Here is a 20,156-nt window from a genome sequence, read left to right on the forward strand (position 1 = left end):
TGCTAATGGCCGGGAGGCAGTGCTACAAGCACCGCGGGGCGCGTGTTTACCCCAGCACCGGGGTGCGCGGCGGCATGGCCTCGATCTCCTCGGCCGGCACGGCGCGCGCTTCGCCCTCCAGCATGATCGGGATGCCGTCGCGGATGGGGTAGGCCAGGCGGGCCGAGCGCGAGATCAGCTCCTGCTTCTCGCGGTCGAGGTCGAGCGGGCCCTTGGTGACGGGGCAGACGAGCAGTTCGAGCAGCTTGGTGTCCATGCGGTTGACTCTTTTCAATCAGGGTAGCGGCTGACCTCGATCAGGTGGCCGTCGGGGTCGTTGAAATACACCGATTCGATCGGGCCCTGGGCGCCGGATTTCGTCACCGGGCCCTCGAGCACCGGCACGCCCTCGGCCGCCAGGCGGGCCAGCACGCGCGCGGTGGGCCAGTCGGTGATCAGGCACACATCGCCCGCGCCCACGGCGGCGTGGTTGCGCGGCTCCATGCCCAGGGTCTGCAGGTTGATCTTCTGCTGGCCGAACTGCAGCGCGCGGCGACCGTTGCCGAAGCTGACGGCCTGCATGCCCAGCACGCGAACGTAGAACGCGACCGAGCGCTCGATGTCGGCAACCGTGAGGACGATGTGGTCGATGTGCGAAATCATGGCGTGCGCGGCGCGGGCGCGGTGGTGTGCCGCGGATGATAGCCCTGCGCCGCCAGGCGGCCGTCCAGCGCGGTGAAGAAGGCGGCCGGTACGTCCAGCACCAGCGGCACGGCCAGCGCGGCGGGGTCGTGGCGCCACAGCTTCAGCGCATCTTTTTCGGTGCAAATCAGGGTTTCACGCTTGTCTGGCGGGCGCTGCCAGCTATTGAAATCGTAGTGATCGGGCAGGGCCTGCGTGCGCGCCAGTGTCAGGCCTGCGGCGCGCAGCATGGCGAAGAAGGCCTCGGGCCGGGCGATGCCGGCCACGGCGCTGAGCGGCTGGCCTTGCAATTCGGCCAGCGGCACGCGGCTGCCGTCGGCGCGCAATGCGTCGTCGGCCAGGCGGCGGGTGGCGGTGAAGGTGGGCGGGTGCTGACCAGCGCTTGTGGGAGCGGGCTGGCCCGCTCCCCATGTGCTGATGGCGTTTCGGTGAACAGCACCAGATCCACCGCGCGCGGCCAAGGTTCGCGCAGCGGGCCGGCGGGCAGCAGCCAGCCGTTGCCCGTGCCGCGCGCGTCGAACACGCACACTTCCACGTCGCGCGCCAACGCCCCGTGCTGCAGTCCGTCGTCGCAGACCAGGATGTCGCAGCCGGGGTGCGCCGCCAGCAGGGCCTGGCCCGCCTCGGCGCGGCGCGGCGCCACGGCCACCGGCACGCCAGCGCGGCGGCGCAGCAGCAGCGGCTCGTCGCCCACGGCGCGCGGGTCGCTGTCGGGCATGACTTCGCGGCAGTCGTCGCCGGCGCGCCCGTGCCCGCGCGAGACGATGCCCGGCCGCCAGCCGCGCGCCTTCAGGTGGTCGACGATGGCCAGCGTGGTCGGCGTCTTGCCCGCGCCGCCGGCGACCACGTTGCCGACCACCACCACGGGCACCGGCAGGCGGGTGACCGTCCGCGCGCCGCTGCTGTAAGCCGCGCGTTCGCGTGCCGCCAGCGCGCCGTACAGCCGCGACAGCGGCCACAGCACCACGGCCAGCGGCCCGCGCCGTTGCCAGGCGGCGCGCAGGCGGTGTTCGAGCGGGATGCGAGACATCGGGAATGGCGGAACGACGAGCAGCAGGCGCTTGCATGGCCGGACGGCCTTTCATCGCCGCGCCGGGTCAGCCCATTGTGTCATCGGCCAGGCGCGGCGCGCGGTAGCCGGCCTGGGCGTGCTGTGGTGCTTGTGGGTTGTGGGTGAAATCGGCTTCTAGCGCCCGTGGGGCTTGCGCGGGCAGCTATCTTTTTCGCTGGGTTGGCCCTCACCACAGCCCTCTCCCAGAGGGAGAGGGGTTTCCGGGCAGGGCGCAACCCTTGTGACATCAAAAGGCCGCGGAGCAAGACCATGTCAGGGCACTGCGGAAGGGCCTGGCCCGCCCGCCGGGTGCGTCCCCCATTTCCCGCGCAGCGAGAGAAGGGGAGGCGCCGTCAGGCGCTCAGGGGATGCCCCGGTTCTGGCGGCGAAGGTGATCTGCGTCAAACCCACGCGGCGCGCGGCGTCCATCACGGTGACGGCGGCCTGCACCGGCGCGGCGGCGTCGGCGCTGATGATCAGGATGCTGTCCTGGGCGGCCACGGCGCGCAGGGCATTGGCCACGGCCTCCACGCTGTTGCCGGCCAGCGGCTCCTTGTTCACGGCGTAGCGGCCGTCGGAGGCCACGGCCACCACGATCTCCTTGGGCCGGTCGCGCGAGGCGTCGGCGTGGGCCACGGGCAGGGTCACCTGCAGTTCGGTGAACTTGCTGTACGTCGTCGTCAGCATCAGGAAGATCAGGATCACCAGCAGCACGTCGATGAACGGGATCAGGTTGATCTCCGGCTCCTCGGGCGGGTGGGGGCGGAATTTCACTTGCGCGCTCCGTCGGCCGGCGCGCGGCCGGGGCACAGCGGCTCCAGGTGGCGCGCGAAGCGCTCGGCGGCCAGTTCCAGCTCGAGGATGTAGCCGTCGACCCGGGCGCGGAAGTAGCGCCAGAAGATCAGCGCCGGAATCGCCACGATCAGGCCGAAGGCGGTGTTGTAGAGCGCGATGGAAATGCCGTGCGCCAGCTGCGCCGGGTTGCCGCCGCCCACGGCGCTGCCGGCGGCGGGCGCCTGCGAGCCGAAGATCTCGATCATGCCGATCACCGTGCCCAGCAGGCCCAGCAGCGGCGCGGCACTGGCGATGGTGGCCAGCGCCGGCAGGTAGCGCTCCAGCCGGTGCGTGGCCGAGCGGCCCGCGGCCTCCATGGCGGCGCGCATCTCGGTCGGGGTGCAGCGCGGGTTGTTGTTGATGGCGCGCCAGCCGGCGGCCAGCACCTGGCCCAGGGCCGAGTGCTGTTCGAGCTGGTTCACGGTGTCGGGCGCCGGCACCGAATCACGCGACACGCCGATGGCCTCGTCCACCAGGTTGCTGCCCAGCACGCGGCTGGTCTTGAGCTTGATGAAGCGCTCAATGATGAAGGCCAGTGCCAGGATGGAGCACAGGATGAGCGGCCAGATGGGCCAGCCGGCGGCTTGTATGATGGAAAGCAAGGGTTTTCTCTCGTGCGGCGCGGCACACACCGGCTGGGCCGGGCGCCCGCAAAAAGGATGCGCGCGATTATGGCGTACCCCGCGCCGCCTCGGCCACCGGGCTGCACGCGCGCCGGCAAACGTGCACAAGCGCACGGATCGCCGCCATGGCACCATGACCCGCGCCGGTGCACAGATTCTGTGGATAACTTTGTGAAGAATGCCCCCGTCATCCCGCCGCAAGCACGCACTGGCGCGGTTCTTGACAGATTGATGACGCAGCGGGCAGCAAAAATCAAGGCATGACAAGCACTTGCACCAATTCATCAGCGTTTGCGGATGTTCTGGCGCGCGCGGCCCCGCTGGCGCCCTGCTGTGGAGTACTGGCCGCCCCCAGACGCCGCAAATGGCCTTGCAACCCGCATGAACACTGGATTCGACCTGCCCAAGCCAGCAACGGCGCCGCGCATCTGGCCAGTTGGGGCGCTGACGCGTGCCTTGGCGGACGCGCTGGAGGCGCGATTCAACCCCGTCGCGGTGCGCGGCGAGGTTTCGGGCTTCACGCGCGCGGCCAGCGGGCATTGCTACTTTTCACTGAAGGACGACAGCGGCCAGTTGCGCTGCGCCATGTTCCGCCGCGCGGCCGGCCTGCTGGCCTTCAGCCCGCGCGAGGGCGACGAGGTGGAAGTGCGCGGCCGCCTGACGGTGTACGAGCCGCGCGGCGACCTGCAGCTGGTGGTCGAATCCATGCAGCGCGCGGGGCAGGGCGCGCTGTTCGAGCAGTTCCTGCGGCTGAAGGCGAAGCTGGAGGCCGAAGGCCTGTTCGATGCGGCGGCCAAGCGCCCGCTGCCGGCCATGCCGCGCGGCATCGGCATGGTCACCTCGCTGGGCGCGGCGGCGCTGCGCGACGTGCTGCATGCGCTGGCGCGGCGCGTGCCGCACATCCCGGTGCTGCTGGCGCCGGCGGCGGTGCAGGGGCCGGGGCGCCGGCCGAGCTGTGCCAGGCGCTACAGAATTTGTATCTGCTTGCGCAGGACGGACGGGCGCTGGAGGCCGATTTGGCGCAAAACTCTCCGCCGCCCATCGACCTCATCCTGCTGGTGCGCGGCGGCGGCTCCATCGAGGATTTGTGGGCCTTCAACGACGAGCAGCTCGCCCGCACCATCGGCGCCAGCCCGGTGCCGGTCATCAGCGGGGTGGGACACGAGACCGACTTCACCATCGCCGACTTCGTGGCCGACCTGCGCGCGCCCACGCCCACGGCCGCCGCCGAGCTGGCCAGTGCGCCGCGCGAGCAGTGGTTGGGCAGCATCGACACGCTGCAGGAGCGCATCGACCGCGCCCTGCGCCGCCGGCTCGATGCCGAGGCGCAGCGCATCGACTGGCTGGCCAGCCGCCTGGGCCGGCCGTCGCAGGCCGTGGCGGCCGAGCACCTGCGGCTGGGCCGTGCCGAGCAGCGCCTGCGCCACGCCCTGGCGCTGCGGCTGGAGCGCGAGCGCACCCAGCTCGCCCGCTGGGCCGACCGCCTGCCGCGCGCCGTGCCGCCCGCGCTGGCGGCCGAGCGCGTGCGCCTGCAGCGCCTGGCCGAGCGCCTGCCCGCCGCGCTGGCGCGCCAGCAGGAGGCCGCCCAGCAGCGCCTGGAGCGCGCCGCGCTGCGCCTGGCCGCGCTCGACCCGCAGCGCGTGCTGGAGCGCGGCTACGCCTGGCTGCAGGACGAGGCCGGCCACCCCGTCACCCGCGCCGCGCAGACCACGCCCGGCCAGCCGTTGGCCGCCACCCTGGCCGACGGCAAGGTTGATCTGAGGGTGCTCGGGCGGCGTTCGGGCTGAGTTCCTACAATGCCTCGGCGCCGGGCGGCCTATCATGGCTGCCTGTCACGTTCAACCCCACGATCAAAAAGGACAACCGACATGGAACGCACCCTGCCTCCCCTGCCTTACGCCATTGACGCGCTGGCCCCCGACTACAGCAAGGAAACGCTGGAATACCACCACGGCAAGCACCACAAGGCCTACGTCGACAAGCTGAACGAGCTGCAGAAGGGCACCGAGTTCGAGGCCATGGAACTCGAAGACGTCGTCAAGAAATCCAGCGGCGGCATCTACAACCAGGCCGCGCAGATCTGGAACCACACCTTCTTCTGGAACTGCATGAAGCCGCAGGGCGGCGGCGAGCCCAGCGGCGCGCTGGCCGACGCGATCAAGAAGAAGTGGGGCAGCCATGCCGACTTCAAGAAAGCCTTCGTCACCAGCGCCGTGGGCAACTTCGGCAGCGGCTGGACCTGGCTGGTCAAGAAGGCCGACGGCAGCGTCGACATCGTCAACATGGGCGCCGCCGGCACCCGCTGACCACCGGCGACACCCCGGTGCTGACGGTGGACGTGTGGGAGCACGCCTATTACATCGACTACCGCAACGCGCGCCAGAAGTTCGTCGAGACCTTCTTCGACAAGCTGGTCAACTGGGACTTCGCGGCCAAGAACTTCGGTTGATCGGGTTCACCGCACCATGAAGAAAGCCACCGCGAGGTGGCTTTTTCATGCGCATGCGCCAGCAGGGTTGCTTCCTTGGTGGGGAGTATGTTTGTTTTGCGCCTACTGGATGGGCGGTAGCAGATAGATGTACTGGGAGTATTTTTCATTCAGGCTACGGCGACCGGGTGGCCGTCCGTGGGCGCGTCGGGCAACAACCCCGCCTCGCGCATCACTTGCTGCTCGTCCTCGTGCGAGATGTAGAACGCCACCTTCGGCCCGGTGCCACTGTCGGGGTCGAACAGGAAGTAGGTGATGTGGAAGCGGAAGTCCTGCGGCGCACCCGACGTTTTCTCGAAGCGCAGGTGCCAGTGCACCTTGGCCATGGTGTAGTGCGCGTCCAGCGGCGTGGCGGCGACATGCAGCACCCTGGCGAAGCGAAAGCCGATGCCCTGCATGAAGGCCTGGCGCTGCGGGATGCTCTGGCGGAAGGCTTCGTCGTTGCGCGCGCTCATCACGCCGTTCGGGTCGCCGCCCATGAAGGGGTCGGTGAACTGCGCGGCCACCAGATCGGGGTCGAAACTGTTGGCGCCCTGTTCGTAGCGGGCGAAGAAGGCGTCGATGTCGGTCATGGCGTTTCAGGAAAAACAAGGCTGCAGCGCCCGTCCATTGTGCGCCAGCAGCTATCGAAACCATAGTTTTCCTGCGCTTTGATCTGCAGCCCGACCCCGCCGCCACAACGGCCACGCGGACCAGGGCGTTGCCCGCCCGGTCCGTGTTTTGATGGTGTTATCGGCCTTCAGCGCCCATGGGGAGGGCGCCGGAAGCTATCAAACTGAAAGCTTGGCGTGGCGCATTACAGTCGCGCGCACTGGTCTTCCTTGTTGCCCTGCACGATGTTGCCACCGCCGGTGGGCGCGGGGCTGTTCGACTTGCACTGCAGGTTGCCGTCGACCCGGTTGTTGCGCACCGTCTGCGCGCCGCGGTTCTCGAACAGCTGGATGTCGCCCTTGACGGACACGCTGGCGATGTTGGCGCCGCCGCCCTGCTTGAGCTGCACGCTGCCGCCCACCGCGCCGCCGGCCAGGTTGACCTGGCGGTGGTTCTCGGCCTGCACGTTGCCGCCGATGCGCGCGTTCTGCGTGGCCAGCGAGGCGCCGGACTCGACCTTCACGTTGCCGTCCACCCGCGTGCCGGCCAGTGTGCAGGCCACGTTGCTGGGCACCTTCACGTCGCCGTCGATCGACACGGCGTCGATGCGGCCGTTGCACACCACCTCGTCGGCGTGGGCCACGCCGGCGCCGAGGGCCAGGGCAGCGATGGCGGCCAGTGTGAGCTGGCGATGCAGTGGTTTCAGGTTCATCTTCATCTTCATCTCTCCATGAAAGCGTGTTCGTCTGGGGGATTCCTTGGCGACATGCCGGACCGCCGCAGGCCACGCCATGCCGCGCCGCAGTCCAGAGGCCGAACCTTTGGCCAGCGCCACAGGTTCGACTTCTTGCAAGGACAACGCGTTCAGGCTAGCGGCTATTCCCCGCTGCGCTGCAACAGTCTGTAATGCCCCGATTTCAGATAAAAAGGCCTGCAGCGCCCTTGTATCAAGCGCTGGAAGCTATCAATAATGTAGTTGCCAGCGCTTTTGCACAGCGGCATGTGCCCACCATGCCAGCGCCCGTCGGCTGCAATGCAGCGGTTGTTGCGGCCTGGCCGCGCCGGCCCGCGCGCCCATGCGAGTCTTGATGCGCGTCAATCCTGCCGCTGTGGCGGCGTGCCACGATGAACCGTGCGCGCTGTCATGCAAGTGTCATGCGGTGCGCGTCACATGCCTGAAGGTTCAACGAAAGGAGAGTGCATGGGCTTCAAGCCGCTACCCGCCGCCATCGCCGTTGCGATCGCGCTGCTGATCTGGTTCGTCATCCCCGTGCCCGAGGGCGTGACGCCCAATGCCTGGCACCTGCTGGCGCTGTTCGTGGGCACCATCGCCGCCATCATCGGCAAGGCCATGCCCATTGGCGCGCTGTCGATGATCGCCGTGGCGCTGGTGGCCGTCACCGGCGTCACCAACGACAAGCCGTCGGGCGCCATTGCCGATGCACTGAGCAGCTTCTCGAACTCGCTCATCTGGCTGATCGGCGTGTCGATCATGATCTCGCGCGGCATCATCAAGACGGGCCTGGGCGCGCGCATCGGCTACCTGTTCATCGCCGTGTGGGGCAAGAAGACCATCGGCATCGCCTATTCGCTGGCGCTGTCGGAGTTGATCCTGGCGCCTGTCACGCCCAGCAACACGGCGCGCGGCGGCGGCATCATCCACCCCATCATGCGCGCCATCGCGGGCAGCTACGACTCGGACCCCGAGAAGGGCACGCAGGGCCGCATCGGCCGCTACCTGGCGCTGACCAACTACCACGCCAACCCGATCACCTCAGCCATGTTCATCACCGCCACGGCGCCCAACCCGCTGGTGGTGAAGCTGATCGCCGACGTGACCGGCGCGCAGATCCAGCTCAGCTGGGGCACCTGGGCGCTGGCCATGCTGCTGCCGGGGCTGGTGGCGCTGGCGGTGATGCCGCTGATCGTCTACATGCTGTATCCGCCCGAGATCAAGAGCACGCCCAACGCCGCGCAGTTCGCGCGCGAGCGGCTGCAGCAGCTGGGGCCCATCACGCGCGGCGAGATGATCATGCTGGGCGTGTTCGCCATCCTGCTGGTGCTGTGGGCCGGCATCCCGGCCATGCTGCTGGGCGCCGGCTGGGCGGTGGACGCCACCACCACCGCCTTCATCGGCCTGGCGCTGTGCCTGATCACCGGCGTGCTGACCTGGGACGACGTGATCAAGGAAAAGAGCGCCTGGGACACCATCGTCTGGTTCGGCGCGCTGGTGATGATGGCCACCTTCCTCAACAAGCTGGGCCTGATCACCTGGTTCGCCAAGAGCATCGAGACCGGCATCGGCAGCCTGGGCCTGGGCTGGATGCAGGCGAGTGCGCTGCTGATGCTGGCCTACCTGTACGCGCACTACGCTTTCGCCAGCACCACGGCGCACATCACGGCCATGTTCGCCGCGTTCTACGGCGCCGGCCTGGCGCTGGGTGCGCCGGCCTTCCCGTTCGCGCTCATGATGGCGGCGGCCTCGAACATCATGATGACGCTGACGCACTACGCCACGGGCACCTCGCCGGTCATCTTCGGCTCGGGCTACGCCACGCTGGGCGAATGGTGGAAGACCGGTGCCGTGATGAGCGTGGTGCTCATCGTCATCTGGCTGGTGGTGGGCACCACCTGGTGGCGTGTGCTGGGCTACTGGTGATGGATACACTAGGCGCCTGACGCCATGAAAGAGTCTGGAGCGCTTTTTCGCCTCCAGACTCTTTGTTTTCTGCGCAAGCAGCTTTCACTGTGAAGGCTGGGCGATGTCGCCGCAGTGGGTGTCGGTTGACTGGAGTTCAAACCATGGTGACAGCCAAGCAACGGCGCCTGAGTCGTGATACCGCGCAGATGGTGGCGGCCGTGCCGCAGGTCGTCGCGCACCGCGTGGGCCGCATGATGACCGCGGGCGTGGTGCCCAACGGCCGCGACCAGCAGGAGTTCTACCTGATGGGGGCCGAGAAGGTGGCTGCCTTTCACGAGTCGTGGATGGCCATGTCGCGGCAGACCTTCGCCGCGCAGCAGCAGTTCGCGCTGTGGTGGATGCAGACCTGGTGGAAGGTGGCGCTGGGCGGCTGGATGAACCCGCCCACGCTCCAGCACCTGTCGACCAGCGCGCAGCAGCGCGTGCTGGCCTCGATGCTGGACGTGACGCACCGCGGCATCACGCCGGTGCGCCGCCGTGCGGTGGCCAATGCCCGCCGCCTGAACCGCAGCGCGCGCTGACCAGTTGCGCCCCCGGCCGCAGCGTGCCGGGGCCCATTTCCTGTCAAGGCGCGCGGTCAAGGGCGAAGTCAGCTTTCCGCAAGTGCAGTGCGCCGATAATTAAGAATTCAGAAATCGGTGGCAAGCGGGCGTTCCGTGTCGGCTTGCAGACAAGAAGGACCGAGGAGACAAGCATGAGCAGCTACGCCGACTTTTACCGTCGTTCCATCGACGACCGCGACGCTTTCTGGGCCGAACAGGCCCGGCTGATCGACTGGCAGACCCCGCCGCAGACCATCTGCGACTACAGCAAGCCGCCGTTCGCCAAATGGTTCGTGGGCGGCACCACCAACCTGTGCCACAACGCGGTCGATCGGCACCTGAAGGACCGCGCCGAACAACCGGCGCTGATCTTCGTCTCCACCGAGACCGACCAGGAAAAGGTCTACACCTTCCGCGAACTGCACGCCGAGGTGCAGCGCATGGCGGCGGTGCTGAAGGACCTCGGTGTGGGCAAGGGCGACCGGGTGCTGATCTACATGCCCATGATCGCCGAGGCCGCCTTTGCCATGCTGGCCTGCGTGCGCATCGGGGCGCTGCATTCGGTGGTGTTCGGCGGCTTCGCGTCGGGCTCGCTCGCCACCCGCATCGAGGACGCCGAGCCCAAGGTCATCGTCAGCGCCGACGCCGGTTCGCGCGGCGGCAAGGCCGTGCCCTACAAGCCGCTGCTGGACGAGGCCATCCGCCTGTCGAAGCACAAGCCGGGTGCGGTGCTGCTGGTCGATCGCGGCTTGGTGCCCATGACCCTGGAAGCCGGGCGCGACCGCCTGTGGGCAGCCGAGCGCGACAAGCACCTGAATACGCAGGTGCCCTGCGAGTGGGTCGACGCCACGCACCCCAGCTACACGCTGTACACCAGCGGCACCACCGGCAAGCCCAAGGGCGTGCAGCGCGACACCGGCGGCTACGCCGTGGCGCTGGCCGCGTCGATGAAGCACATCTACGACGGCCGGCCGGGCGAAACCTATTTCTCCACCAGCGACATCGGCTGGGTGGTGGGCCACAGCTACATCATCTACGGCCCGCTGATCGGCGGCATGGCCACCATCATGTACGAGGGCCTGCCCACGCGGCCCGATGGCGGCATCTGGTGGCAGCTGGTCGAGAAGTACAAGGTCACCGTGATGTTCAGCGCGCCGACGGCGGTGCGCGTGCTCAAGAAGCAGGATCCGGCGCTGCTCAGCAAGTACGACCTGTCCAGCCTGCGCACCCTGTTCCTGGCCGGCGAGCCGCTGGACGAGCCGACCGCGCAGTGGATCAGCGGCGCGCTGAACAAGCCCATCATCGACAACTACTGGCAGACCGAGACCGGCTGGCCGATCCTGACGGTGTGCAACGGCGTCGAGCCCACGCCGACCAAGTTCGGCTCGCCCGGCAAGGCGGTGTACGGCTACAACGTCAAGCTGCTCGACGACCAGACCGGCGCCGAGCTGACCGGCGCCAACCAGAAGGGTGTGGTCGCCATCGAAGGCCCGCTGCCGCCCGGCTGCATGCAGACCGTGTGGCGCGACGACGCGCGCTTTCTCAACACCTACTGGTCCAGCGTGCCCAACAAGCTGGTCTACAGCACCTTCGACTGGGGCATCCGCGACGAGGATGGTTACTACTTCATCCTCGGCCGCACCGACGACGTGATCAACGTGGCCGGCCACCGCCTGGGCACGCGCGAGATCGAGGAGGCCGTGGCCAGCCATCCCAACATTGCCGAGGTGGCGGTGGTGGGCGTTGCCGACCAGCTGAAGGGGCAGGTGGCGATGGCCTTTGCCGTGCTGAAGGATGCCAGCATCCTGGGCGACGAGGCCGCGCTGCTCAAGCTGGAGGGCGAGGTGATGAAGCTCGTCGATGGCTCGCTGGGCGCCGTGGCGCGACCGGCGCGCGTGCGCTTCGTGCACACCTTGCCCAAGACCCGATCCGGCAAACTGCTGCGCCGCGCCGTGCAGGCCGTGTGCGAGGGGCGCGACCCCGGCGACCTGACCACCATGGAAGACCCGACCGCGCTGCAGCAGATCAAGGACATGGTCGGCGGCAAGGCCTGACCGCTTCACCCTGACGCGGGCGTGGTCTTGCGCCGCGGCGGCGGCCCCGGTCACGCCAGCGTCAGGCTTCGGTGGCACAATCGATTTTTGCGAAGTATCCCGGCCCTTCCCAGCCAGTCGCGTCCGCCAACCGGTTCAGCCGTGACGCGGAAGGTTTTTCCACCAGCTTGAGCCTCCTTAAGGGGGTGAAAGGTCAGCGAAGCAATGAGCGAGACGAAATCCGTCTATCAAACCTACCAGGGCAACACCTATCTCTTCGGCGGCAACGCGCCGTATGTCGAGGAGATGTACGAAAACTACCTCGCCAATCCCGGCAGCGTGCCCGATTCGTGGCGCGAGTATTTCGATGCCCTGCAGCACGTGCCCGCCGTCGATGGCAGCAACGCCAAGGACGTGCCGCACCTGCCCGTCATCAACGCCTTTGCCGAGCGCGCCAAGGCCGGCGGCACGCAGGTGGTGCAGGCGTCCGGCGCCGATTCCGAACTTGGCCGCAAGCGCACCGCCGTCCAGCAGCTGATCGCCGCCTACCGCAACGTCGGCGCCCGCTGGGCCGATCTGGACCCGCTCAAACGCGCCGAGCGCCCGCCCATCCCCGAGCTGGAGCCGTCCTTCTACGGCTTCACCGATGCCGACATGGAGACGGTGTTCAACACCAGCAACACCTTCTTCGGCAAGGACACCATGTCGCTGCGCGATCTGCTGAACGCGCTGCGCGAAACCTACTGCGGCACCATCGGCGCCGAGTTCATGTACATCACCGACCAGGGCCAGAAGCGCTGGTGGCAGCAGAAGCTGGAGAGCGCGCGCACCAACCCGCAGCTGGGCGCCGAGCAGAAGATCCACGTGCTGGAGCGCCTGACCGCCGCCGAGGGTCTGGAGCGCTTCCTGCACACCAAGTACGTCGGCCAGAAGCGCTTCTCGCTGGAAGGCGGCGAAAGCTTCATCGTCGCCATGGACGAGCTGGTCAACCAGGCCGGCAAGCAGGGCGTGCAGGAAATCGTGATCGGCATGGCGCACCGCGGGCGCCTGAACGTGCTGGTCAACACGCTGGGCAAGATGCCGGCGATGCTGTTCGCCGAGTTCGACCACACGGCGCCCGAAGACCTGCCCGCCGGTGACGTGAAGTACCACCAGGGCTTCAGCTCCGACGTCAGCACGCCCGGTGGCCCGGTGCACCTGTCGCTGGCCTTCAACCCCTCGCACCTCGAGATCGTCAACCCGGTGGTCGAGGGCAGCGTGCGCGCCCGCCAGGACCGCCGCGGCGACGCCGAGGGCGACAGCGTGCTGCCGGTGCTGGTGCACGGTGACGCCGCCTTTGCCGGCCAGGGCGTGGTGATGGAGACGCTGGCGCTGGCGCAGACGCGCGGCTACTACACCGGCGGCACGGTGCACATCGTCATCAACAACCAGATCGGTTTCACCACCAGCGACCCGCGCGACACGCGCTCGACGCTGTACTGCACCGACGTCGTCAAGATGATCGAGGCGCCGGTACTGCACGTGAACGGCGACGATCCCGAGGCGGTGGTGCTGGCCACGCAACTGGCGCTGCAGTACCGCCAGGACTTCAACCAGGACGTGGTGGTCGACATCGTGTGCTTCCGCAAGCTCGGCCACAACGAGCAGGACACGCCGATGCTGACGCAGCCGCTGATGTACGCCAAGATCGGCAAGCACCCCGGCACCCGCAAGCTGTATGCCGACAAGCTGGTGACCCAGGGCGTGCTCACGCCCGAAGGCCCGGACGAGATGGTGGCCACCTACCGCGCCGCCATGGACGCCGGCAAGCACACCGTGGATCCGGTGCTGACCAACTTCAAGAGCAAGTACGCGGTCGACTGGTCGCCCTTCCTCAACCAGAAGTGGACCGACGCGGCCGAAACCGCCATCCCCTGGCCGAATGGAAGCGCCTGGCCGAGCGCATCACCACCGTGCCCGAGGGCTTCACGGTGCACACCCTGGTGCGCAAGGTGCTGGAAGACCGTGCCGCCATGGGCCGCGGCGACATCAACGTCGACTGGGGCATGGGCGAGCACATGGCCTTTGCCTCGTTGGTCGCCAGCGGCTACCCGGTGCGCCTGTCGGGCGAGGACTGCGGCCGCGGCACCTTCGTGCACCGCCACGCCGTGCTGCACGACCAGAAGCGCGAGAAGTGGGACGTGGGCACCTACGTGCCGCTGGAGCACGTGGCCGACAACCAGGCGCCGTTCACCGTCATCGACTCCATCCTGTCGGAAGAGGCGGTGCTGGGCTTCGAATATGGCTACGCCTCCAACGACCCCAACACGCTGGTGATCTGGGAAGCGCAGTTCGGCGACTTCGCCAACGGCGCCCAGGTGCTCATCGACCAGTTCATCGCCTCGGGCGAGGTCAAGTGGGGCCGCATCAACGGCATCACGCTGATGCTGCCGCACGGCTACGAAGGCCAGGGGCCGGAGCACTCCTCCGCGCGGCTCGAGCGCTTCATGCAGCTCTCGGCCGACACCAACATGCAGGTGGTGCAGCCCACCACGGCCAGCCAGATCTTCCACGTGCTGCGCCGCCAGATGATCCGCCCGCTGCGCAAGCCGCTGATCATCATGACGCCCAAGAGCCTGCTGCGCAACAAGGACGCCACCTCGCCCCTGTCCGAGTTCACCAAGGGCGGCTTCCAGACCGTCATCGGCGACCAGGGCAGCCTCAAGGCCGACAAGGTCAAGCGCGTCATCGCCTGTTCCGGCAAGGTGTATTACGACCTGGCCAAGCGGCGCGAGGAAAGGGCATGGACGACGTCGCCATCCTGCGCGTCGAGCAGCTCTATCCGTTCCCGCACAAGGCGTTCGCGGCCGAACTCAAGAAGTACCCCAATGCCACCGAAGTCGTGTGGTGCCAGGACGAGCCGCAGAACCAGGGCGCCTGGTTCTTCGTGCAGCACTACATCCACGAGAACATGGCCGCGGGCCAGAAGCTGGGCTACGCCGGCCGTGCCGCCTCGGCATCGCCCGCCGTGGGCTACGCGCACCTGCACCAGGACCAGCAGAAGGCGCTGATCGACGCCGCGTTTGGCCGCCTCAAGGGCTTTGCGCTTCAAAAATAAGAGCTGCCAGCGCCCGACGGACGGGCGCTGCAGCCGTTTTTAATTCTCAAACCCTGTCGTTGAACTGCATCACACACCACTGGAAGAATTCAAATGGCTATCGTTGAAGTCAAAGTCCCCCAACTGTCCGAATCCGTGGCCGAGGCCACGCTGCTGCAGTGGAAGAAGAAGTCGGGCGAGGCCGTCGCCGTCGATGAAATCCTGATCGAGGTCGAGACCGACAAGGTCGTGCTCGAAGTGCCCGCGCCCGCCGCCGGCGTGCTGACCGAGATCGTCGAGGCCGACGGCGCCACCGTGGTGGCCGACCAGCTGCTGGCCCGCATCGACACCGAAGCCGTGGCCGGCGCCGCCGCGCCCGCGCCGGCTGCAGCGCCAGCCGCTGCCGCCGCACCCGCAGCGGCCCCCGCGGCTGCACCCGCCGCCGCGGGTGGCAGCAAGGCCGGCATCGCCATGCCCGCCGCCGCCAAGCTGATGGCCGACAACCAGCTGGCCGCCGGCAGCGTGCCCGGCACCGGCAAGGACGGCCGCGTGACCAAGGGCGACGTGCTGGCCGCCGTGGCTGGCGGTGGGGCCAAGGCGCCCGCCGCCATCCCCACCGGCGTGCCGTCCAAGGCGCTGCCCCAGGTGGCCGGCCCGGCCACGCCCGACCTGGGCGACCGCCCCGAGCAGCGCGTGCCCATGACGCGCCTGCGCGCCCGCGTGGCCGAGCGCCTGTTGCAATCGCAATCCACCAACGCCATCCTCACCACGTTCAACGAGGTGAACATGCAGCCGGTGATGGACATGCGCAAGCGCTTCCAGGAGAAGTTCGAGAAGGAGCACGGCGTCAAGATCGGCTTCATGAGCTTCTTCGTGAAGGCCGCCGTGCATGCGCTCAAGAAGTACCCGGTGCTGAACGCCAGCGTGGACGGCAACGACATCGTCTACCACGGCTACTTCGACATCGGCATCGCCGTCGGCTCGCCCCGCGGCCTGGTGGTGCCGATCCTGCGCAACGCCGACCAGATGAGCTTTGCCGACATCGAGAAAAAGATCGCCGAGTTCGGCGCCAAGGCGCGCGACGGCAAGCTGGGTATCGAGGAGATGACCGGCGGCACCTTCTCCATCAGCAACGGCGGCGTGTTCGGCTCGATGATGTCCACCCCCATCATCAACCCGCCGCAGTCGGCCATCCTGGGCGTGCACGCCACCAAGGATCGTGCCGTGGTCGAGAACGGCCAGGTCGTGGTGCGCCCGATGAACTACCTCGCCATGTCCTACGACCACCGCATCATCGACGGCCGCGAGGCCGTGCTGGGCCTGGTGGCGATGAAGGAGGCGCTGGAAGATCCGGCGCGCCTGCTGTTCGATATTTAAGCGGAAAACGACACGGCCCTTGATCGGGCCGTGTTCTTGTGGGCGGCTTCGCCCGGTTCGAGAAGATTCATCATGAGCAACAAACAATTCGACGTCATCGTCATCGGCGCTGGCCCCGGCGGCTACATCGGCGCCATTCGCGCCGCCCAGCTGGGCATGAATGTGGCCTGCATCGACGAGTGGAAAACCGCCGATGGCAAGCCCGCGCCCGGCGGCACCTGCACCAACGTGGGCTGCATCCCGTCAAGGCGCTGCTGCAATCTTCGGAGCATTACGAGCACGCCGGCAAGCACTTTGGCGAGCATGGCATCAGCTTGAGTAACCTGAAGATGGACGTGGCCAAGATGATTGGCCGCAAGGACGCGGTCGTGAAGCAGAACAACGACGGCATCCTGTACCTGTTCAAGAAGAACAAGGTCACGTTCTTCCACGGCCGTGGCTCGTTCGTGAAAGCCGTTGATGGCGGCTACGAGATCGCTGTCGCCGGCGACAAGCCCGAGACGCTGACGGCCAAGCAGGTCATCGTCGCCACCGGCTCCGACGCGCGCCCGCTGCCGGGCGTGGCCTTCGACGAAGAGACCATCCTCAGCAACGACGGCGCCCTGCGCATCGGTGCCGTGCCCAAGAAGCTGGGCGTGATCGGCTCCGGCGTGATCGGCCTGGAGATGGGCAGCGTGTGGCGCCGCGTGGGCGCCGACGTGACGGTGCTCGAAGGCCTGCCGACCTTCCTGGGTGCGGTCGATGAGCAGATCGCCAAGGAGGCCAAGAAGGCGCTCGACAAGCAGGGCCTGAAGATCGAACTGGGCGTGAAGGTGGGCGAGGTCAAGACCGGCAAGAAGGGCGTCAGCGTGGCCTACACCAACGCCAAGGGCGAGGCGCAGACGCTGGAAGTCGACAAGCTCATCGTCTCCGTCGGCCGTGTGCCCAACACCAACGGCCTGAACCCCGAGGCCGTGGGTTTGAAGCTGGACGAGCGCGGCGCCATCGTGGTCGACGACGACTGCAAGACCAACCTGCCCGGCGTGTGGGCGGTGGGCGACGTGGTGCGTGGCCCCATGCTGGCGCACAAGGCCGAGGAAGAGGGCGTGGCCGTGGCCGAGCGCATCGCCGGCCAGCACGGGCACGTCGATTTCAACCTGGTGCCGTGGGTCATCTACACCAGCCCCGAGATCGCCTGGGTCGGCAAGACCGAGCAGCAGCTGAAAGCCGAGGGCGTGAAGTACAAGGCCGGCACCTTCCCCTTCATGGCCAACGGCCGCGCACGCGCGCTGGGCGACACCACGGGCATGGTCAAGTTCCTGGCCGATGCGGCGACGGACGAGATTCTGGGTGTGCACATCGTCGGCCCGATGGCATCTGAGTTGATTGCCGAAGCCTGCGTGGCCATGGCCTTCCGCGCCAGCAGCGAGGACATCGCGCGCATCTGCCACGCGCACCCCAGCTTGAGCGAGTCGGTGAAGGAAGCCGCGCTGGCGGTGGACAAGCGCACCCTCAACTTCTGACCGGCCGGCGGCCGCGTGGCGCCAGAACAGGCGATAGCCATTTGGCGCCATTTTGAGGTATGAAAAAAGAGCTGCTTGCGCCCGCTGCTTGGGCGAGAAAGCCGTTTTTTGATACTGAAAAATTCAAGAAGTTACCCCCTTTTTTCGTTGCCCCAACGCTTTCATGCCCGCGGCGCGGCGGCGGCAGGGCGGGGCGGGCTGAAGACGGATGGAGCCGCGGAGCGAGCGACAAAGCATGAACACTGTGCGTGACGCCTACGAGGCCGAGCTGAAGGCGCGGGGCTTTCAAAGCGACCCGGCGCAGCTGCGCGCCGTCGATGCGCTGCAGCGCTGCGCCGACGAGTGGGCGGCGTACAAGGACAGGCGCTCCAACCGCCTGAAGAAGCTCTTCAACCACCCCGACATCCCGAAGGGCGTGTACATGTACGGCGGCGTCGGCCGCGGCAAGAGCTTTCTGATGGATTGCTTCTTCAACGCCGTGCCGATCAAGCGCAAGACGCGGCTGCACTTTCACGAGTTCATGCGCGAGGTGCACCGCGAGCTGGCCGCGCTGCAGGGCACCGTGAACCCGCTGGACGAGCTGGGCAGGCGCATGGCGGCCAAGTTCAAGCTGATCTGTTTCGACGAGTTCCACGTCGCCGACATCACCGACGCCATGATCCTGCACCGCCTGCTGGTGGCGCTGTTCGACAACGGCGTGGGCTTCGTCACCACCAGCAACTTCCAGCCCGACGACCTGTACCCCGGCGGCCTGCACCGCGACCGCATCCTGCCCGCCATAGCGCTGCTGAACGCGCGCATGGAGGTGGTCAATGTCGACAACGGCACCGACTACCGCCGCCGCACGCTGGAGCAGGTCGAGCTTTATCACACCCCGCTCGGCCCCGCCGCCGATGCGGCCATGGACGACGCCTTCAACCGTCTGGCCGCCAACGCGCGCGACGACGACCCGGTGCTGCACATCGAGGCGCGCCAGATCACCGCGCGGCGCCGTGCCGGCGGCGTGGTGTGGTTCGACTTCCGCAAGCTGTGCGGCGGCCCGCGCTCGCAGAACGACTACCTGGAGATCGCCAGCCAGTTCCACACCGTGCTGCTGTCGGGCGTGCCGCACATGCCGGTGCGCATGGCCAGCGAGGCGCGGCGCTTCACCTGGCTGGTGGACGTGCTGTACGACCGCCGATGCAAGTTCATCCTCTCGGCCGCCGTGGCGCCCGAGCTGCTGTACACCGAAGGTCCGCTGGCGCACGAGTTTCCGCGCACCGTCTCGCGCCTCAACGAAATGCAGTCGGCCGAGTACCTGGCGCTGGAGCACCGCACCGTGGATACTCAGATCACATGAACCGCGCCATTCACCTGCTTGCCGTGCTCGTTGTGGCGGGCGTCGCCGGCTGCGCCTCGCGCGGCGCCACCGATGCGGCGCCCGAGTCGGCAGCCGTACCCGCGCCGGTCACCGTGGCCATGCCCGCCCACCTGGCCGACAAGGACTTCGCGCCCTGGCTGCAAGGCGAGCGCAGCCGCATCGCCAGCGCCCGCAGCGCGGCGCAGCAGCGCTTTCACGATGCCGAACTGGCCTGCTGGCGCCGCTTTGCCGTCAACGACTGCGTGCGCAAGGCGCGTGTCGAACGCCGCACCGCCATGGACCAGCTGCGCCAGGAAGAGTTGCTGCTCAACGAGATGGAGCGCCAGCGCCGCACCGCCGAGCGCCTGCGCCAGCTGGAGCAGAAGCAGCAAAAAGCCGCCCCTTGAGGCGGCTTTTTCTTGAGGCAGTGCGGGCGTTCGGCGCGCCCGCAGCCTTCAGCGCAGCGGCGCGAAGGCCGAGCCGACCACCGGCTTGTTGTCGGTCAGCGGCTCCACCTTCACGATGGCCAGCGACAGGTTGTCGCCCCCGCCCATGGCGCGCGTGCGCGCCTTGTCGACCAGCTCGCTGGCCTCGCGCGGCGGCAGCGAGTTCAGCACCGAGCCCAGCTCCTCGGTGGTGAAGTAGTGCCACAGCCCGTCGGTGCAGGCCAGCAGCGCATCGCCGATCTGCAGCTGCGGGATGAAGTGGGCGTCCAGCCGCGGCTCGTCCTCGGTGCCCAGGCAGCTCAGCAGCACGTTCGACTTGGGATGCACCGAGGCCTCTTCCTCGCTCATCTCGCCCTGGTCCACCAGCGCCTGCACGTACGACTGGTCCTTGGTGCGGCGCACCAGCGTGGGCCCGCGGAAGTGGTACAGGCGCGAATCGCCCGTGTGCACCCAGTGGCATTCGCCGCCGGGGTTGATGAGGAAGGCCGCCATGGTGCTGTGCGGTTCCTGCTCGGCGGCGATGGCGGTGAGCTTGATCACCAGGTGCGCCTCTTCGCCCACCTGGCGCAGCAGCGATGCCGGGTCTTCGTTCTCGGGCGCAAAGCGCTCGAACAGCTGGCGCGAGGTCAGCAGAACCTGGTCGGATGCCTTGCGCCCGCCGGTGCGCCCGCCCATGCCGTCGGCTACCACGCCCATCACGCAGCCGGCGATGCGCGGGTGGGCGAACAGGCCCACCTGGTCCTGCTGGTATTCGCGGTCTCCCTTGTGCAGGCCGGTGGCGGCGCTGAGTCGATAGCCTTTGTCCATGTTCTCTTGGGGCCTGGCGGCCATGCGTGGTCGTCAAGGCCGTATTATTGAACGAAGTCCGAGCG

General features: G+C 67.8%; 13 protein-coding genes and 6 pseudogenes. 11 read left to right on the top strand and 8 right to left on the bottom strand.

Annotated features, from left to right (window positions below; translation table 11 throughout):
* Positions 1-46 precede the first annotated feature (46 nt).
* The 5 genes and pseudogenes from H0I39_RS16050 to H0I39_RS16070 form a co-directional block, all read right to left on the bottom strand.
* Positions 47-256 carry a Trm112 family protein gene (locus H0I39_RS16050; RefSeq protein WP_180551156.1) on the bottom strand — a complete coding sequence of 70 codons (210 nt, stop codon included), beginning with the start codon at positions 254-256 and terminating at the stop codon, positions 47-49.
* 14 nt (positions 257-270) lie between these two features.
* A complete protein-coding gene (locus H0I39_RS16055) occupies positions 271-642 on the bottom strand; it encodes a VOC family protein (RefSeq protein WP_180551157.1) in 372 nt (123 codons plus the stop codon).
* Positions 639-1,711 (bottom strand): annotated as a pseudogene (gene lpxK / locus H0I39_RS16060) (tetraacyldisaccharide 4'-kinase). Before lpxK ends, H0I39_RS16055 begins: the two are co-directional and overlap by 4 nt.
* A 387-nt stretch (positions 1,712-2,098) precedes the next feature.
* A pseudogene (locus tag H0I39_RS16065) lies at positions 2,099-2,506 on the bottom strand (ExbD/TolR family protein); the annotation flags it as partial.
* Entirely contained in the window at positions 2,503-3,168 is a 666-nt protein-coding gene (locus H0I39_RS16070) for a MotA/TolQ/ExbB proton channel family protein (RefSeq protein WP_180551159.1), read from the bottom strand. The pseudogene H0I39_RS16065 and the gene H0I39_RS16070, both read right to left, overlap by 4 nt.
* Before the next feature lie 402 nt (positions 3,169-3,570).
* On the opposite strand from H0I39_RS16070, the pseudogene xseA reads away from it, so the two are divergent.
* Positions 3,571-4,976 (top strand): annotated as a pseudogene (gene xseA, locus H0I39_RS16075) (exodeoxyribonuclease VII large subunit).
* Between the two features lie 81 nt (positions 4,977-5,057).
* Positions 5,058-5,638: pseudogene (locus H0I39_RS16080) on the top strand (superoxide dismutase).
* A 149-nt stretch (positions 5,639-5,787) separates the two neighbouring features.
* Here the strand turns inward: H0I39_RS16080 and H0I39_RS16085 are convergent.
* Positions 5,788-6,249 (bottom strand): DUF6841 family protein, encoded by a 462-nt coding sequence (locus H0I39_RS16085; protein WP_180551160.1) that lies wholly within the window; start codon positions 6,247-6,249, stop codon positions 5,788-5,790.
* Between the two features lie 224 nt (positions 6,250-6,473).
* Positions 6,474-6,986 carry a hypothetical protein gene (locus H0I39_RS16090; RefSeq protein WP_257645843.1) on the bottom strand — a complete coding sequence of 171 codons (513 nt, stop codon included), beginning with the start codon at positions 6,984-6,986 and terminating at the stop codon, positions 6,474-6,476.
* Between the two features lie 483 nt (positions 6,987-7,469).
* Here H0I39_RS16090 and H0I39_RS16095 point away from each other — a divergent pair, with 483 nt between their 5' ends.
* The 9 genes and pseudogenes from H0I39_RS16095 to H0I39_RS16130 all read left to right on the top strand — a co-directional run bounded on the left by H0I39_RS16095 (position 7,470) and on the right by H0I39_RS16130 (position 19,245).
* Positions 7,470-8,927, top strand: a complete 1,458-nt coding sequence (locus tag H0I39_RS16095; protein WP_180551161.1) for a DASS family sodium-coupled anion symporter — start codon at positions 7,470-7,472, stop codon at positions 8,925-8,927.
* 143 nt (positions 8,928-9,070) lie between these two features.
* Positions 9,071-9,490 (top strand): polyhydroxyalkanoate granule-associated phasin, encoded by a 420-nt coding sequence (locus H0I39_RS16100; RefSeq protein WP_257645844.1) that lies wholly within the window; start codon positions 9,071-9,073, stop codon positions 9,488-9,490.
* 113 nt (positions 9,491-9,603) lie between these two features.
* Positions 9,604-11,565, top strand: coding sequence for a propionate--CoA ligase (locus H0I39_RS16105; protein ID WP_180551843.1), 1,962 nt, complete (start codon positions 9,604-9,606; stop codon positions 11,563-11,565).
* A gap of 204 nt (positions 11,566-11,769) precedes the next feature.
* Positions 11,770-14,641 (top strand): annotated as a pseudogene (locus H0I39_RS16110) (2-oxoglutarate dehydrogenase E1 component).
* 93 nt (positions 14,642-14,734) lie between these two features.
* Positions 14,735-15,997, top strand: a complete 1,263-nt coding sequence (gene odhB / locus H0I39_RS16115; RefSeq protein ID WP_180551162.1) for a 2-oxoglutarate dehydrogenase complex dihydrolipoyllysine-residue succinyltransferase — start codon at positions 14,735-14,737, stop codon at positions 15,995-15,997.
* A 72-nt stretch (positions 15,998-16,069) separates the two neighbouring features.
* Positions 16,070-16,189 (top strand): annotated as a pseudogene (locus H0I39_RS22540) (FAD-dependent oxidoreductase); the annotation flags it as partial.
* On the top strand, positions 16,177-17,499 hold the full coding sequence (lpdA, locus tag H0I39_RS16120) for a dihydrolipoyl dehydrogenase (RefSeq protein WP_308645874.1): 1,323 nt from the start codon (positions 16,177-16,179) through the stop codon (positions 17,497-17,499). The pseudogene H0I39_RS22540 and the gene lpdA, both read left to right, overlap by 13 nt.
* Before the next feature lie 235 nt (positions 17,500-17,734).
* Positions 17,735-18,838 (top strand): cell division protein ZapE, encoded by a 1,104-nt coding sequence (gene zapE, locus H0I39_RS16125; RefSeq protein ID WP_180551163.1) that lies wholly within the window; start codon positions 17,735-17,737, stop codon positions 18,836-18,838.
* Positions 18,835-19,245, top strand: coding sequence for a hypothetical protein (locus H0I39_RS16130; protein ID WP_180551164.1), 411 nt, complete (start codon positions 18,835-18,837; stop codon positions 19,243-19,245). Before zapE ends, H0I39_RS16130 begins: the two co-directional genes overlap by 4 nt.
* A gap of 48 nt (positions 19,246-19,293) precedes the next feature.
* Here H0I39_RS16130 and H0I39_RS16135 read toward each other — a convergent pair whose 3' ends face one another.
* On the bottom strand, positions 19,294-20,091 hold the full coding sequence (locus tag H0I39_RS16135) for a PP2C family protein-serine/threonine phosphatase (protein WP_180551165.1): 798 nt from the start codon (positions 20,089-20,091) through the stop codon (positions 19,294-19,296).
* Between the last annotated feature and the right edge of the window lie 65 nt (positions 20,092-20,156).

This window comes from Ottowia beijingensis, from assembly GCF_013423955.1.
GTDB lineage: Bacteria > Pseudomonadota > Gammaproteobacteria > Burkholderiales > Burkholderiaceae_C > Ottowia > Ottowia beijingensis.